The following is a 16,653-nucleotide window of genomic DNA, read 5'->3' on the forward strand; positions in this document are numbered from 1 at the left end:
TTATACATTTTGCAGGGAGTGATTTTTTTGATTAATTGGTATTTGAACTCCTGGAATAAGGTAGTAGAATTTCTAGAAAGTGATATTGATTATGGGTTAAGTGAAGCAGAGATTTTAAAAAGAAGAGAGAAATGGGGAAATAATAAAATAAATATTATTTTTGAAGAAAAAGCATGGAAATCTATTTTGAAATCTATCAAGAATGTTTGGTTCATTATACCCATTTTAATTTGTATTTATGGAGTTTATTTAGGAAAATATATTAGTTCGATTTTTACATTAGCGATTCCTATTGGAATTTTAATTTTTAAATTAAGACAACTTGTCAACAGAAAGAAAGAAATGACAACGTTAAGTGCTATTAGCTATGGTAAAATTACAGCTGTTAGGGACGGTAGAGAAAGGCTAATTAATTCGGAAGAATTGGTAGTAGGAGATATTGTAATAATAGATGACAGATCCATTATTCCAGCAGATATTAGGATAATAAGTTCTGATAACTTAAAAGTAAACGAGAAAAGCTTAACAGGAGAAGAGTTTTTATCAGAGAAATATGAAAGTAAGTTAACTCAAGAAATAACAAGTTTAGGTGAAATTAAAAATATACTTTTTAAAGGTACCAAGGTTGTTTCTGGACAAGTTACAGGAATAGTTATCGCAACCGGTAACTATACACAGCTTGGTAAGATAATGAATATGCTAAATAGCACTAATATTAGAAAAGAAACTATAAATGATAAGGCAGAAAATCAATTAAATAAAACACTTACCTTATCACTATTATTTGGGATAATAGTAATTGTTTTAGGAACAATGCTTAAAGGAACAGATGAAAACTTTATATTTAGTATACTTATATCATCTACCTCTTTTGGAAGTATTATTGTAATGATGTTATTTTTAAGGTTAGTTAATAAAACTGCTGATAAAGAGAATATCAATATATTAAACCCTTCATGGATTGATTTGATAGATGATATTGAAGTATTATTTATTGATAAAGTAGGATCAATTTCTAAAACTCATATGAATGTATCAAAGATTTTTACAGATGGAAAGTATACTAACTTAGAAGAGGATGACAAGTCGAATTTCAACTTTATTAGACTTATGGAAATAGGCTTATTAGTTAACAATGCTACCTACAACTCTTCTGATGATAGTGGAACAGGAGATTTAAAAGATATAGCAATACTTAAATATGCAGGGATAAAGCATATCTATAAAGCTCAAGTAGATAGTAAAAATAGAAGAGTATTTGATATTCCAATGGATTTTAGTAAGCGTATATATACAACAATAAATAAGGTTGGAAAAGGATATAGAGCTAATATAAAAGGTAACCTAGATGAGCTTCTTGATTGTTGCACTCATATAATGAAGGATGGAGTAGAAGTAGAATTTACAGATGAAGAAAGAGAAGTAATAAGGGAAAAAGATTATGAAATATCTAAAGAAGGATTAATAACTCAGGGAGTAGCCTATAGAAATTTCAGTTACGAACCTTCTACATCAGAAAATATAGAAAGTAATTTAGTATTTGTTGGAATAATAGCATTAGAGAATCCAACAAATCCAAGTATTAATGATTTGTTAAGAAGATTAATAAGAGAAAAGATTCACCCTATATTGATAACTGAGGATAACAAAATAACTGCAGCTACTGTTGGTAAAGAAGTAGGGTTAATTGGAGATGATACAGAGGTAATATCGGGTATAGAATTAATTAATTCAACTAAAGAAGAGAAAATAGAGATTCTTTCAAAAACTAAAGTTTTCTCGAAAATTGTTCCAGAGTTAAAAAATGCTATATTTACGATGTTTAAAGAAGATAATTATAAGGTTTGCTGTACAGGAGAAGAAGTTATAGATTTGCCTTTACTTGCACTTTCTACATTAGCGATTGCTAAAGGTAAGGCATCAGCATTAGTAAAGAAGGTAGCAGACCTATATATAAAAGAAGATTGTTTAGAAAAGTTATTATTTTTGAAGTCATTAAAGAGAGAAATTAATAGAAAGATAAAATCAGGAAAGGCATTTTATTGGATATTGATTATTGCAGAGTGCTTAATTAGTTTAATTTCTTTTGAGTTTTATGGACAAGTAATTTCAAACGAATTAATTATTTTAGCTATGAACATTTTGATTTTGCCGTTGATACTTATCAGAAATATATTTAATAAAAATATGTTTGAATTAACTCCTAAAAATATATTTTTAAGAGGAATGTTAATAGTAGTTGGTAGTACTGTTGTAAAGATTTTGACAATAGATATAGTAGACTATGGATTTACAGCAGTAGGTGCATTTTTAATGTTAACTTTTATAGCAACATTTGATATTAGATTTAAAAAAGCGGAAATAGAATGAATTAATAGCACTTCCCAAGGTAAGAATTGAAAGGGAGGTGCTATTTTTTGTGCAAAATGAAAATATCATTTTAAAGAATCCGTTAGTAACAGTTTTTATATGTTTGATTTTAGGTTCTATTGTATATAATTCAAGCTTTAATTTATCATATATAATATTATCAATAATTACATTTATTATTATATTTTGGTTCGGGGGCAAGAAAAGTACCATTTTATTTTTTTTATTCTTTGCATTAAGCATAAGCAGTAATCATTTTTATTATTCAATCCCAAAAGTTAATGATGGAAGATATATAGTGAGAATAACAAATCAGAGTTATGGAAAATTTACTGGAATTTATAAAGGAAGAAAAGTTATAATTCAGGGCAGTAAATTAAGTTTTAACATTGGGAGTAAATATCTAATAAGTGGAGATTTTACCCCAAGCAAGGAAATGGATAAAGGCATTGTAGGTATTATTTATGGGGGAGATTATAAACAAGAAAAGCGGGATTTAATTTCGTATATATATGATTATAAAGAGGGGATTTATAAGAAAATAGAAAGTAAACTTGGAAAAGAATCCGCAGCTATGATATCAGCAGTTTCTTTCGGGTATGTAGATGGATTAACACTAGAACAAAAGAATGATATGAAGTATTGGGGATTGATACATATAATATCTGTATCTGGATTTCATATGGCTCTTATATATAAGCTGTTAGAAAAGCTTTTTGGCTATAAGGTTGCCCTAATAACCTGTGCATTTTATACTTTATTCACTGGAGCATCCTCAGCTACCTTAAGATCATTTCTTATGATTCTAATATTAAAAATTGGAGAAAAAATATATAAGGAGTACAATCCAATTTCATCCTTATCCTTATCAGGAATATTAATATGTTTAATAACTCCATATAGCCCCTTGGACTTAGGATTTCAATTATCTTACTTAGCAACACTCGGAATAATACTCTTTAATACTCCTTTAAATAAAAAGTTTTATAAGTACCCTAAATATTTAAGAGAAGCAATGGCCATAAGTATTTCCCCTCAAGTTTTGACTTATCCTATAGTTGGGATTTCAATAGGATATTTCTCGGTTAATTCACTATTAACCAATCTAGTTTTAATGCCCTTTTTTAGTGTTGTAGTTATTTTGGGTAACTTGCTTCTTTTAACATATTGGTGGAACTTTTGCTTTGATATCTTGGTTGGGGTTACTGGAATTATAAATGGTTTGATAAATTTAATGCTAAATTTTATGGAGATAATATCATTACCTTTGATGAATATTGAAAGAGAATTGGTATACTACTATATTATTTGTCTTGGCTGTTATTACTTTATCAAAAAAGGATTTAATGAATTTAAATATATACCTATAGTTCTATTAATTCCATTAAGTATTTATATCTATTCTCCAATTACAAAAATAAATATAAGTAATGGAAAGGATATTAGAGTTAGTTATAAGGGAGACATATGGAAATATAGAGTAACCAATAGTAAAGTGAGTAATATTAGTAATACTCAGTATAACAACAAAAGTATTATACCGTTAAATTCTGTAGGTGATAGCTTTTATATAAATAATAATATATTCAATATAAGAACTAATAATAAGAAGTTGTATCGCTTTTCTTTAATTAAAAATAAAGAAAAATATGATATAATAACTCTTAGAGATGATGAAACTATTTTTATTTTGGGAGACAAAGTAATTAGGTTTTAAGTTAGTGAGGAGTTAAAAGTGATAAAACTAAATGAGCTTGAGAGAGAAATTAAAAGTAACAATATTAAAAATTCATATATTTTAGCTGGTACAGATGAAGCGTTAATGAAGGAGACCATTGATAATATCTCACAGAAGGTTCTCTCAGATGATCTTAAGGACTTTAATTATATAAAGCTTGATGGAGTTAATATAACGTCAGAAACAATAATAAATGCTTGTGAAACTCTTCCTTTTATGAGTGATAAGAAAGTGGTTATTATATATAGAGCAAATTTTTTAAAGGGTTCAAAGGATTTTCCAGAAAGTGAACTTAAAAAAGTAATAGAGTATTTCAAAAATACACCTTCATATTTAGTTCTCTTAACCTATGTGCTTTTAGATGACAAAAGAGATAAGCCTAATAATAAGAAATATAAGACACTAATAGCATTAGATAAGAGTACTACATTAGTGCATATAGATAAGCAAAAAGAAGATAGACTATCTAAAGAAGCTTTAGATATATTTGCTTCATATAATAAAGAAATCGGAAAAGTAGAACTAAAATATTTTATAACTAAAGTTGAGAAGAACTTAGATATAATTAAAAGCGAAATAGAGAAGTTAGTAAACTATACATTGGATCGAGCAATAACTAAAAATGATATAGATCAATTATTACCTTCAGAAGGCGATGATGATGTGTTTGACTTAATAGACTTTATATCAGAAAAAAAACCTGAAAAAGCTATTATGCTCATGAATGAACTAATATTTAAAGGTGAAAATTTAAATAGATTATTATCATTAATAGAAGGTCAATTTAGAAAACTTTATGAAATAAGACTAAAGACTCAGAAGGGGTTATCTTCACAGGTGCTAGCAACAGAAATGAGGATGCATCCTTTTGTAATGGAGAAATTAGTAAAACAAAGTAATAGATTTACTGTTGGTCAATTAGAAGAGTGTATGAAGCTTTGTATTATGACAGAAAAACGAATAAAGAGTGTTTCAACAAATATACTAACAGAAATGGAATTCTTATTGATTTCTACTGTAAGAACCACTAAAAAATAATTAACCGGTCCTTAATGGACCGGTTTATAAAATTAAGCTAAAGTCTTTAACTTTGCAGCTAATCTTGATTTTTTTCTTGCAGCCATGTTCTTATGAACAATTCCTTTTGAAGTAGCCATATCTAAAGATCTAACAGCTCCAGCAAAAGCAACCTTAGCGTCTTCAGCATTCTTTGCATCTACAGCAACTTCAAACTTCTTTATAGCAGTTTTAAGTGCTGATTTTAACATCTTATTTCTAAGAGTTTTAGTTTCTATAACCTTAATTCTCTTTTTAGCTGATTTAATATTTGCCATTCCTTTTCACCCCCTTCAATTTTTTAGGGCCTCCGCAGTTTTGGGGAAATCTGCTTTCGAGTTCACATTCAACAAACCATATTATAACATTGAATATTTTTTAATTCAAGTGAAATTTTTTTATTAAATAAAATAATATGTCAACTCTGTGGGAAAACTAGAGACATATCAGAAAAGGAGGCATATTTTATGTATAACGTAAGAACTGATTTAGCAATAGAGGCTAGAGAATTATATAAAAAGCAGCATAAAGGTGAAATTGATGGAGTAATTGTAAAAGAAGAAAATAAGGATGATATAAAAGTTACAAGTGTAGAAGTGGTCAATGAAGATGGTGCTATTAAAATGGGAAAACCAAAGGGAAACTACATAACTATTGAAGTTCCAGAATATACTCACTATGATGGAGAAATAATGGAGAGAGTATCAAATACTTTAGCTGATAGCTTAAAAGATATAATTAAGATAAAAGAAAATGATACCGCACTAGTTGTAGGTCTTGGAAATTGGAATGTTACACCTGATTCCTTAGGGCCAAAAGTTACAGAAAAAATAATGATAACAAGACATCTTAAGTCAGTAATGCCAGATTCAATTGATGATTCTGTTACTTCTGTTTGTGCTTTGGCACCAGGAGTTCTTGGTACAACAGGGATAGAAACAGGGGAGATAATAAAATCAATTGTGGACAGAATTAAACCTTCTATCTTAATATGCATAGATGCTTTGGCTTCAAGAAGGTTAGAACGTGTTAATAGAACTATACAAATTGGAGACACTGGAATATCACCTGGCGCTGGAGTAGGAAATCATAGGATGCAGATAAATAAAGAAATTTTAGGGATACCAGTTATAGCTATAGGTGTACCAACTGTAGTAGATGCAGCTACTATTGCAAATGACACCATCGATCTAGTGTTGGATGAAATGATACACTCAGCTGAAGAGGGTGGAGAATTTTATAAGATGCTTAAAAGCATTGATAAAAGAGAAAAAAGTAAAATGATCAAGGAAGTATTAAATCCTTATATAGGAGATTTAATGGTTACACCAAAAGAGGTAGATGTGGTAATAGACTCTGTATCTAAAATAATTGCAGATGGTATTAATATGGCATTACAACCTCAATTAGATATGGATGATATAAATAAATTTATGAATTAAAAATATAATAAGAAAATTTAATAATAATTATGTAAATTCCCCCATATAAATTATAAAGAGAGAGGGGGAATTTATTTTGCTACAAGATAGATTAGCCAGAAGCAGAGGTGTTAAGTTTAATGTAAAAAAAATTATTATTACATTATTAATTGCTATATTTGCTTTAAGGAGTACTTACATTATATTATCAAAGCAATTTCATAATTCTAATTTGTATATTGATATGTTAAATAGGGGAATGCCGTATTTAAATTCATTGGATTTACCAAGTAAGGATAATGAGAACTTAACCTTACAAAATTATTTAGCAAGTATCTTAGGGATAGAAGATATTAATTTCTTTACAGTAGTAAAAAATGAAATTCCTTACTTTAAGGAATTGCCTAATAATATGGAATATGATGAAAATACTATAGCTACACTAGACCCTTTTGAACTTAATGATAAGAGTATAATTAAGTATACACCTGAAGAAATGCCTAAAGAAGGCACTAATATAGTATCAAAGGCCTATGATCCAAAGCTTAAAAAGACGCTTAATATAGATAAGCCAGAAGTACTTATCTATCACTCACATACTATGGAGTCATATTCACCAGCAACAGCAGAAAGCAGTGATCCTAATATGAGTGTTGTAGGAGTTGGAAATGCATTAACAAAAGAGCTTGAGGAAAACTATGGCATTGCAACAATACACGATACTACCATTCATTCATTATCCTATGATGATAGTTATAAAAGATCAGGGGAGACTTTGAGCAAATATTTAAAAAAATATAATAGCTTTAAAATCATTATTGATTTGCATAGAGATGCTATGGAAAATAAAACACCAGTAACCGCAACTATAAATGGTGAAAGTGTTGCTAGAATAATGTTTGTATTAGCTCAAAACAATCAATATTATCCAAAAAATAAAGCATTAACTGATAAGTTAAATACACTATCAAGAAATATCTTTCCAGGGTTAAGTAGAGGAATTGATGAATATAGAAGAGGAAAAGATTCTTTTAACCAAAATCAGAGTCCAAATGCAATTCTTATAGAAGTAGGGGCAAATTGTAATTCAAATGTAGAGGCACAAAATACAGCAAAGTATATAGCTAGATTATTAGCAGAAGATATAAATGGGAAATAAAGGTATAAAAATATAAAAAATGAGCATCCTTATAGATATATACAATGCATTATATGTATAAAATCTAGGGGGTGCTTTTTTGAAAAAGTTACGTATAATATTACCATTAATAATTATATTAATTACTATATTTTTGGGGATTATTAAAATAAACATTATAAATACTAAAGCATTTAGTGAAAAAAATAATAATCTTCAAGGAGTAAATTTCGATAACATTAAAGATGACTTTGGAAAAGAATTTTCTAATTTTATTCTTGATAAAGCTATACTTAAGATACATCAGGTTGATGGTGGAAAATATATTTTAGAGATAAATGGCCAAGAGTATAAACTAAAGGGGAACTTTAACTTTGTAAACTCAATTAAAAGCAATATTGATGGAGCTTATGAGGATATAAAAAATATATTTAAATAATTGTTATGTTATCTTCAAAGTTGAGCAATATAAAAAAGCAGATGAAATTACCTAAATATCTATATAAGGTTTTTGATAGGAAACTTAACTTATACATGTTTGAAAATGTCGGCTTTTGAGCATTTTCAGACAAGTATAAGTTAATAGTTGAACTTAAAACCCTATAATTAGTTGACATGATGAAGGATACTTGTGTTATAATTTATCTGATTATTTTACACGGGGGTGAGTGCTGTTCTTATAACCTTAAAGATAACAAGCATTAACTATTGATTATCAATAATTTATAAGAATGGATTTAATATGCAGAGTGAAAGAAGAAAACATATAAGAAATTTTTCAATAGTAGCACATATAGATCATGGTAAGTCAACTCTTGCAGATAGGTTGTTGGAAGAGACTGGAACCCTTACTCAAAGAGAAATGGAAGAGCAAGTTTTAGATAACATGGAACTTGAGAGAGAAAGAGGGATTACAATTAAATCTCAAGCTGCAAGATTAATTTATAGAAGGGATAATGGAGAAGAATATATATTAAATCTTATAGATACACCAGGTCATGTAGATTTTAACTACGAGGTTTCAAGAAGTTTGGCTGCATGTGAGGGAGCAATTCTAGTTGTTGATGCAACACAGGGAATTCAGGCACAAACATTAGCCAATTGTTATCTTGCCTTAGATAACGATTTAGAAATAGTACCAGTTATAAACAAAATAGATCTTCCGAGTGCTAGACCGGATGAGATAAAAGGAGAAATCGAAGATATAATTGGAATTGAAGCACATGATGCACCTTTAATTTCAGCTAAAACAGGATTAAATATTAAAGATGTTCTAGAAGCTGTTATTGAAAAGGTTCCATATCCACAAGGAGATGAAGAAGCTCCATTAAAGGCATTAATTTTTGACTCATATTATGATAGTTATAAGGGTGTAGTTTGCTATGTAAGAGTTAGAGATGGAGTAGTTAAGCCTGGAACTCAAATTAAACTAATGGCTACAAATAAAGTATACGAAGTAACAGAAGTAGGAGTTTTCACACCTAACTTTTTACCAATAAATCAATTGAGTGCAGGAGATGTTGGATACATTACTGCATCAATAAAGAATGTAAGAGATGCTAGAGTTGGTGATACTATTACCGAAAAGGGTAGAGAAACCACTGAAGCTTTAAAAGGATATAAGCCTGCAGTACCTATGGTGTTCTCAGGAATATATCCAGTTGATGGAGCTAAATATGAAGAACTTAAGGAAGCTTTAGAAAAACTTCAAATTAATGATGCTGCTCTGAACTTTGAACCGGAAACATCAATTGCCTTAGGATTTGGATTTAGATGTGGATTTCTTGGATTGTTACATATGGAGATAATACAAGAAAGAATTGAGAGAGAGTTTAATTTAGATATCATAACCACAGCCCCATCAGTTATATACAAGGTTTATAAAACAGATGGAACTCTTATAGAATTAACAAACCCAACTAATTTACCTCCAATGACTGAGATAGATTATATGGAAGAACCTATGGTAAAGGCTTCAATAATTTCGCCAACAGATTATACAGGTGCAGTTATGGAATTATGTCAGGAAAAAAGAGGTAACTTTATTGATATGGAATACCTAGAAGCAACAAGAGTTGTTATCCATTATGATATTCCTCTAAATGAGATTGTTTATGATTTCTTTGATACCCTTAAGTCAAGAACAAAGGGATATGCGTCCTTAGATTATGAATTAAAAGGATACGTAAGAACTGAATTAGTAAAATTAGATATTCTATTAAATGGTGATTCAGTAGATGCACTTTCAATGATTGTTCCTAAGGAAAGAGCATATAGCAGAGGAAGAGCAATTGCAGAAAAATTAAAAGAAATTATACCAAGACAGCTTTTTGAAATACCTATTCAAGCTACTGTTGGAGCTAAAGTAATAGCTAGAGAAACAGTAAAAGCAATGAGAAAAGATGTATTAGCTAAATGTTATGGCGGAGATATTTCAAGAAAGAAGAAACTTCTAGAGAAACAAAAAGAAGGAAAGAAGAGAATGAGACAGGTAGGTTCGGTAGAAGTACCTCAAGAAGCATTCATGGCTGTTTTAAAAGTAGATTAAATATAAAACTCAGATGGATAAGGATTTTGCAAGTATATTTAAAATCCTATGCTCCTTCTGAGTTTTAATTATAATTAGGAGGCAATTATAATGAAAAACATTTCTTTATATATACATATTCCTTTCTGTAAACAAAAGTGCATGTATTGTGATTTTCCATCTTATAGTGGAAAAGATGCATTGATGGAGGAATATATAAATGCATTGTGCAAAGAAATAGCCAGAGAAGCATCAAAGTATAGTTATAATACAGTGTTTATTGGAGGTGGAACTCCAAGTTATTTAGATGAAGATAATTTAGAGAAGCTTCTTAAAGAAATAAACAAATTGTCCTTAAATAGGAATTTAGAGTTTACAATGGAATGTAATCCAGGAAGCCTAACAAAAGAAAAATTAGATATCATGAAAAGTTATGGAGTTAATAGACTAAGTTTAGGGTTACAAAGTACTAAAAATAGTATTCTTAAAGAAATAGGAAGGATTCATAGCTTTGAGGAGTTCAAAAGTAATTATTCTTTAGCAAGAGAAATGGGATTTAATAATATAAATGTTGATACAATGTTTGGTCTGCCAAATCAATCAGTAGAAGATTTTAAAAACACTTTGGGTGAAATAACAGAGCTAAATCCAGAGCATATTTCAGCCTATTCACTCATAATCGAGGAGGAAACAGCTTTTTACAAGTTATGGGAAGAGGACAAACTAAAGTTACCCTCAGAGGATGAGGAAAGAGAAATGTATGAGTATTGTGTGGATTACTTAAATGAAAAAGGATACTTGCAATATGAAATTTCAAACTTTTCGAAGAAGGACAAAGAATGCAGACATAACAAGGTATATTGGGAGCTAGAGGAATATTTAGGTTGTGGATCTTCTTCAGCGTCATTAATAGATGGAAAACGAATAAAAAATACAGAAGATATAAAGGAATATATAGAAGCTATTAACAGTAATAAAAGTGCCAAGATTGAAATTATAAATTTGAAGGAAGAAGACTTAATTGAAGAATTTATGTTTTTAGGTTTAAGAAAAAAAGAAGGAATTGATGAATCTATATTTAAGAGAAAATTTAATAAAGAACTAGATAGTATTTATGAAAAAGTTATAAAATTTCACATAAATGAGGGTTTATTAGTACGAGAAAAAGGAAAGATATATTTAAGTAAAAAAGGCATAGAACTAAGCAATTATGTTATGAAAGACTTTATTTTAGATAAGTAACAGAGAATTTGTTATCTTTGAATTTATCATAATCATGTAAATATTTTTGAAAAATATAGTAATATAGAGATTTATGGAGCAATTTAGAGTAAACAATAGTTTTTCTTCAAAAACAATAAAAAAGCAAACATTATTATACTATCTGTTAATTGACAAAAAAACTTAGAAATAATATATTTAAATCGTAGTCATTAGCACTCGATTATAGTGAGTGCTAACAAAAAGAGGTGAAACTATGGCAATAGATGATAGAAAGATAAGAATTCTACAAGCTATAATTAATGATTACGTGAAAACAGCTGAACCAGTAGGTTCAAGAACACTATCAAAGAAGTATGACTTAGGAATAAGTTCTGCAACTATAAGAAATGAAATGGCAGATTTAGAAGAGATGGGATATTTAGAGCAACCTCATGCGTCTGCAGGAAGAGTTCCCTCAAGCAAAGGCTACAGACTTTATGTTGATAAGCTTATGGAATATAAAACCTTAAGCACAGAAGAAGAGTTAATGATAAAAAAATATATTATTGATATGGCATTATTTGAAGTTGATAAGGTGTTAAAACAAACTTCAACATTATTATCAGAACTTACTAGATTAACTTGTGTTGTAAAAGCGCCTTCGGTTAAAAAGAGCTATATGAAATCAGCTCAGCTTGTTAAGATAGATGATTTTAATGTTCTTTGCATAATTGTAACAGACAATGGAGTTGTAAAGAATGGTTTGCTTAGAGTAAGCAGAAGTTTAAGCCCAGAAGTTTTAAATAAAATAAATAATATATTAAATGAGAGACTTGTTAATTTAACAATTGAAGAAATCAATCTTGAAGTAATTAATAGGTTAACATTAGAGTTAAAAGGCTTTGATGAGATTCTAAATGGAATGCTCTCTTTGCTTTATGAAACCCTTAAATCCTCTAACTCTTCGGAGGTTTTTATGGAAGGTACAACCAATATATTTAATTACTCTGAATATAACGATATAGAAAGAGCTAAAGAAATACTAGAACTTTTGTATAATAAGGAATACGTTAATGAACTTATTACAACAGACAAAGGTATTTCAATAAAGATTGGTGATGAAAACTTCTTACCACAAGCTAAAGACTGTAGTGTCATTACTGCAGAATATACTTTGGGAGAAAGACCGTTAGGTACTATAGGACTTATCGGGCCAAGGAGAATAGATTACTCAAAGGTAATATCTATCATGGCTGAGGTAATGAAAGAGCTAAATACTTTGTTTAATAAGCAAAGCTTAAAATAATACTAGAGAGATGAGGTGTGATTTCTTGACAAAAAAGGAGAATACAACTGAAGAATTTGAAAATGAAAACTTGGAAGTAGAGGAAAACGCAAACTTAGATGAAACTTTAGAAGAATCTGAAGTTTCAGAAGATAAAGAATTTGAAGAAGTTTTATCAATCGAAGAGATTTTAAAAGAGAAAAACTCAAAATTAAGTGATGAAAACACTAAATTGAATAATGAAATTGAAGCATTAAAAGATAGACTACTAAGAATAACTGCAGAATATGAAAACTTCAGAAAAAGAACTCAAAAAGAAAAAGAAGGTATCTATACTGATGCAACTACTGATGTAATTAAAGAAATTCTTCCAGTTCTAGATAACTTAGAAAGAGCTTTAGCAGTAGATGGATCTATTGAAGATCTAAAAAAAGGAATAGAAATGACTCAAAGAGGATTTAATGGAGCACTAGAAAAACTTGGTGTAGAAGAAATAGATGCCTCAGGAGATTTTGATCCAAACGTTCATCAAGCAGTTATGCATGAACAAAATGAAGATTTTGGTCCAAACAAAATATCAGAAGTTTTCTTAAAAGGTTATAAGAAAGCTGATAAAGTAATTAGATATTCAATGGTTAAAGTTGTAAACTAGCAAAATTTAATTGATAAATAGGAGGATATTATTATGGGAAAAGTAATAGGAATTGATTTAGGAACTACAAACTCTTGTGTAGCTGTTATGGAAGGAGGAGATCCAGTAGTTATAGCTAATGCTGAAGGTGCTAGAACTACTCCATCAGTTGTTTCATTCCAAGCTAATGGAGAAAGATTAGTAGGTCAAGTTGCTAAAAGACAGGCAATCACAAATCCTGATAAAACTATAATTTCAATAAAAAGACACATGGGAACAAATCATAAGGTAAGCATAGATGGAAAAGATCATTCGCCACAAGAAATATCAGCAATGGTTCTTCAAAAGATTAAAGCTGATGCTGAAAGTTATTTAGGTGAAACTGTAACTCAAGCAGTTATAACAGTACCAGCATACTTTAATGATTCCCAAAGACAAGCAACTAAAGATGCAGGAAGAATAGCTGGATTAGAAGTGTTAAGAATTATAAACGAACCAACAGCTGCAGCTTTAGCATATGGTATGGATAAAATGGATACTAACCAAAGAATATTTGTATATGACTTAGGTGGTGGTACATTCGACGTATCAATACTTGAACTAGGAGATGGAGTTTTTGAAGTTAAGGCAACTAATGGAGATACTCGTTTAGGTGGAGATGATTTCGACCAAAAAGTTATAGATTATATAGCAGATACATTTAAAGCTGAAAATGGAATAGATTTAAAGAATGATAAGATGGCACTTCAAAGATTAAAAGAAGCAGCAGAAAAAGCTAAGATTGAATTATCATCTTCAACTCAAACAATAATCAATTTACCATTTATAACAGCTGATGCAACAGGTCCAAAGCACATAGATTTAACATTAACTAGAGCAAAATTCAATGAATTAACTCATGATTTAGTACAAAGAACTATTGAACCTATGAGAAAAGCATTAAATGATGCTGGATTATCTATAGGGGATATTGATAAAGTATTATTAGTTGGTGGATCAACTAGAATACCAGCAGTTCAAGATGCAGTTAAAGAATTTACTGGAAAAGAACCTTCAAAAGGAGTTAACCCAGATGAATGTGTTGCTGTAGGGGCTGCAATTCAAGGTGGAGTTTTAACTGGAGATGTTAAGGATGTATTATTGCTAGATGTAACTCCATTAACTCTAGGAATTGAAACAATGGGTGGAATAGCTACACCATTAATTGAAAGAAATACAACAATACCAGCTAAGAAGAGTCAAATCTTCTCAACAGCTGCAGATGGTCAAACAAGTGTTGAAATCCATGTAGTTCAAGGGGAAAGACAAATGGCTGCTGATAACAAAACTTTAGGTAGATTTACTCTATCAGGAATTGCACCAGCACCAAGAGGAATTCCACAAATCGAAGTTACATTTGATATAGATGCTAATGGTATAGTTAAAGTTTCAGCACAAGATAAAGGAACTGGTAAAGAAGCTAATATTACAATAACTGCTTCAACTAACCTTTCTGATGATGAAATAGATAAGGCAGTAAAAGAAGCAGAAAGATTTGCTGAAGAAGATAAGAAGAGAAAAGAAGCTATAGAAATAAAGAATAATGCAGATCAAGTAGTATATCAAACTGAAAAGACTCTAACTGATTTAGGAGATAAAGTTTCAGCAGAAGATAAGAGTAAGATAGAAGCTAAATTAGAAGAAGTTAAGAAAATTAAAGATGGGGATGATTTAGAAGCAATTAAAAAGGCTACTGATGAATTAACTCAAGAATTCTACGCAGTTTCATCTAAGATTTACCAAGCAGCAAACCCAGAAGGTCAAGGATTTGATCCAAACAACATGGGTGGAAATCCAGGAGCAGGTTCTCAAGGACCAAAAGATGATAATGTAGTAGATGCCGATTTTAAAGTAGATGAAGATAAATAGTTGAAACTAAGCTAACAAATAGCATATAATAGTTTGATAGGGAAGGGAGGCTCTCTTCCCTTTAACTAAGTTAATAGGTGGTGAATATATGGCTTCAAAGGACTATTATGAGGTGCTTGAACTTCAAAAAGGTGCCTCGGATGATGAAATAAAAAAGGCCTTTAGAAAACTTGCAATTAAATATCACCCTGATAAGAACCAAGGAAATGCAGAAGCAGAAGAAAAATTTAAGGAAATAAATGAAGCTTATCAGGTATTAAGTGACCCTCAAAAGAAAGCTCAATATGATCAATTTGGTACTGCTGATGGTGCAGGCTTTGGGCAAGGAGGATTTGGTGGATTTGACTTCTCTGAAATGGGAGGCTTTGGAGATATATTTGAAAGTTTCTTTGGTGGAGGATTCAGCGGTAATGCTGGTGGAAGAAGAAGAAATGCTCCAAGAGAAGGAAATGATATGGAGTATACTCTTCACTTAACATTTGAAGAAGCTATTTTTGGAGTTGAAAAAGAAATATCAGTAACAAGAACAGAAAATTGTGATACTTGCCATGGATCTGGAGCGAAACCTGGTACATCACCAAAGACTTGTACTAGATGTAATGGATCAGGACAAATTAGAGTTGAGAGAAGAACTCCTTTAGGAAGTTTCGTAAGTACTTCAGCTTGTGATGTATGTGGAGGAACTGGTCAGACAGTTGATACTCCTTGTCCAGATTGTAAAGGAAAAGGCAGAGTTAGAAAAAATAGAAAAATTAAAGTTAATATACCAGCAGGTGTAGATACAAATAATGTAATACCACTAAGGGGACAAGGTGAGCATGGTGTAAACGGAGGTCCTCCAGGAGATTTATATATAAAAATTGTAGTTGCACCATCTAAGGTATATACTAGAAAAGGCTTCGATTTATATATTGATGAACATATATCCATGGCAGCAGCTGCGTTAGGTGTTGAAATTAAGGTGCCTACAGTTGATGGTGAAGTTAAATATACTGTACCTGCTGGAACTCAATCAGGAACTTTATTTAGACTTAAGAACAAAGGTGTTCATAGGGTTAATTCTACAGTTAGAGGAGATCAATATGTAAAAGTAATAGTTGATATCCCTAAGAACTTAAATGAACAACAAAAAGAAGCCTTAAGATTATTTATGGAAGCATCAGGTGAAACTCATGCAAATAGCAATGAAAAACATAAAGAAGGTAAAGGCAAAAAGAGTTTCATGGATAAAATTTTTGGTGAATAGTTAAATATTGAATAGATTTTCGTTTTATGCTAGAATGTGACTTAAAAAAGAATATAGCTAAATTCGGTTGGACAAATTTATAATATTTGTTTACAAGCATTTTGTTTCTGGGGTGGGAAACTCAATTTTG

13 protein-coding genes and 1 other annotated feature are annotated in these 16,653 nt (G+C 30.1%); of the genes, 12 read left to right on the top strand and 1 reads right to left on the bottom strand.

The window, feature by feature from the left end:
* Window positions 1-27 precede the first annotated feature (27 nt).
* From L1S47_RS09015 to holA, 3 genes are read left to right on the top strand one after another with little or no spacing between them, the layout of a single operon-like run.
* On the top strand, window positions 28-2,370 hold the full coding sequence (locus L1S47_RS09015) for a cation-transporting P-type ATPase (RefSeq protein WP_238883258.1): 2,343 nt from the start codon (window positions 28-30) through the stop codon (window positions 2,368-2,370).
* A gap of 49 nt (window positions 2,371-2,419) precedes the next feature.
* Entirely contained in the window at window positions 2,420-4,087 is a 1,668-nt protein-coding gene (locus tag L1S47_RS09020) for a ComEC/Rec2 family competence protein (protein WP_238883259.1), read from the top strand.
* 18 nt (window positions 4,088-4,105) lie between these two features.
* Window positions 4,106-5,146 (top strand): DNA polymerase III subunit delta, encoded by a 1,041-nt coding sequence (gene holA / locus L1S47_RS09025; protein WP_238883260.1) that lies wholly within the window; start codon window positions 4,106-4,108, stop codon window positions 5,144-5,146.
* A gap of 32 nt (window positions 5,147-5,178) precedes the next feature.
* Here holA and rpsT read toward each other — a convergent pair whose 3' ends face one another.
* Window positions 5,179-5,442, bottom strand: a complete 264-nt coding sequence (gene rpsT, locus L1S47_RS09030; RefSeq protein WP_202768356.1) for a 30S ribosomal protein S20 — start codon at window positions 5,440-5,442, stop codon at window positions 5,179-5,181.
* A 189-nt stretch (window positions 5,443-5,631) separates the two neighbouring features.
* On the opposite strand from rpsT, the gene gpr reads away from it, so the two are divergent.
* The 9 genes from gpr (at window position 5,632) to dnaJ (ending at window position 16,523) form a co-directional block, all read left to right on the top strand.
* Entirely contained in the window at window positions 5,632-6,606 is a 975-nt protein-coding gene (gene gpr, locus L1S47_RS09035; RefSeq protein ID WP_238883261.1) for a GPR endopeptidase, read from the top strand.
* Between the two features lie 76 nt (window positions 6,607-6,682).
* Window positions 6,683-7,744, top strand: coding sequence for a stage II sporulation protein P (locus L1S47_RS09040; RefSeq protein WP_238883262.1), 1,062 nt, complete (start codon window positions 6,683-6,685; stop codon window positions 7,742-7,744).
* 79 nt (window positions 7,745-7,823) lie between these two features.
* Window positions 7,824-8,162: a hypothetical protein gene (locus tag L1S47_RS09045; protein ID WP_202768359.1), complete on the top strand. Its 339-nt coding sequence runs from the start codon at window positions 7,824-7,826 to the stop codon at window positions 8,160-8,162.
* Between the two features lie 303 nt (window positions 8,163-8,465).
* Complete coding sequence (gene lepA / locus L1S47_RS09050; protein WP_238883263.1) at window positions 8,466-10,271, top strand: translation elongation factor 4; 1,806 nt, start codon at window positions 8,466-8,468, stop codon at window positions 10,269-10,271.
* 90 nt (window positions 10,272-10,361) lie between these two features.
* Window positions 10,362-11,492 carry a radical SAM family heme chaperone HemW gene (hemW, locus tag L1S47_RS09055; RefSeq protein WP_238883264.1) on the top strand — a complete coding sequence of 377 codons (1,131 nt, stop codon included), beginning with the start codon at window positions 10,362-10,364 and terminating at the stop codon, window positions 11,490-11,492.
* Between the two features lie 235 nt (window positions 11,493-11,727).
* The gene (gene hrcA, locus L1S47_RS09060; protein ID WP_202768361.1) at window positions 11,728-12,759 is read left to right on the top strand and encodes a heat-inducible transcriptional repressor HrcA; all 1,032 of its coding nucleotides are present in this window, start codon (window positions 11,728-11,730) and stop codon (window positions 12,757-12,759) included.
* A 10-nt stretch (window positions 12,760-12,769) separates the two neighbouring features.
* On the top strand, window positions 12,770-13,390 hold the full coding sequence (grpE, locus tag L1S47_RS09065; protein ID WP_373689049.1) for a nucleotide exchange factor GrpE: 621 nt from the start codon (window positions 12,770-12,772) through the stop codon (window positions 13,388-13,390).
* Window positions 13,391-13,423: 33 nt separating this feature from the next.
* Window positions 13,424-15,277, top strand: a complete 1,854-nt coding sequence (gene dnaK, locus L1S47_RS09070) for a molecular chaperone DnaK (protein ID WP_238883266.1) — start codon at window positions 13,424-13,426, stop codon at window positions 15,275-15,277.
* A gap of 88 nt (window positions 15,278-15,365) precedes the next feature.
* A complete protein-coding gene (gene dnaJ, locus L1S47_RS09075; protein ID WP_238883267.1) occupies window positions 15,366-16,523 on the top strand; it encodes a molecular chaperone DnaJ in 1,158 nt (385 codons plus the stop codon).
* A gap of 65 nt (window positions 16,524-16,588) precedes the next feature.
* Window positions 16,589-16,645: a sequence feature (sodium ion sensor (DUF1646 type); this cis-regulatory element may regulate processes involved in with the transportation of sodium ions), on the top strand.
* The last annotated feature ends 8 nt before the right edge of the window (window positions 16,646-16,653 follow it).

Source organism: Clostridium sp. YIM B02551 (assembly GCF_022324735.1).
Classification (GTDB): domain Bacteria; phylum Bacillota; class Clostridia; order Clostridiales; family Clostridiaceae; genus Clostridium_T; species Clostridium_T paridis.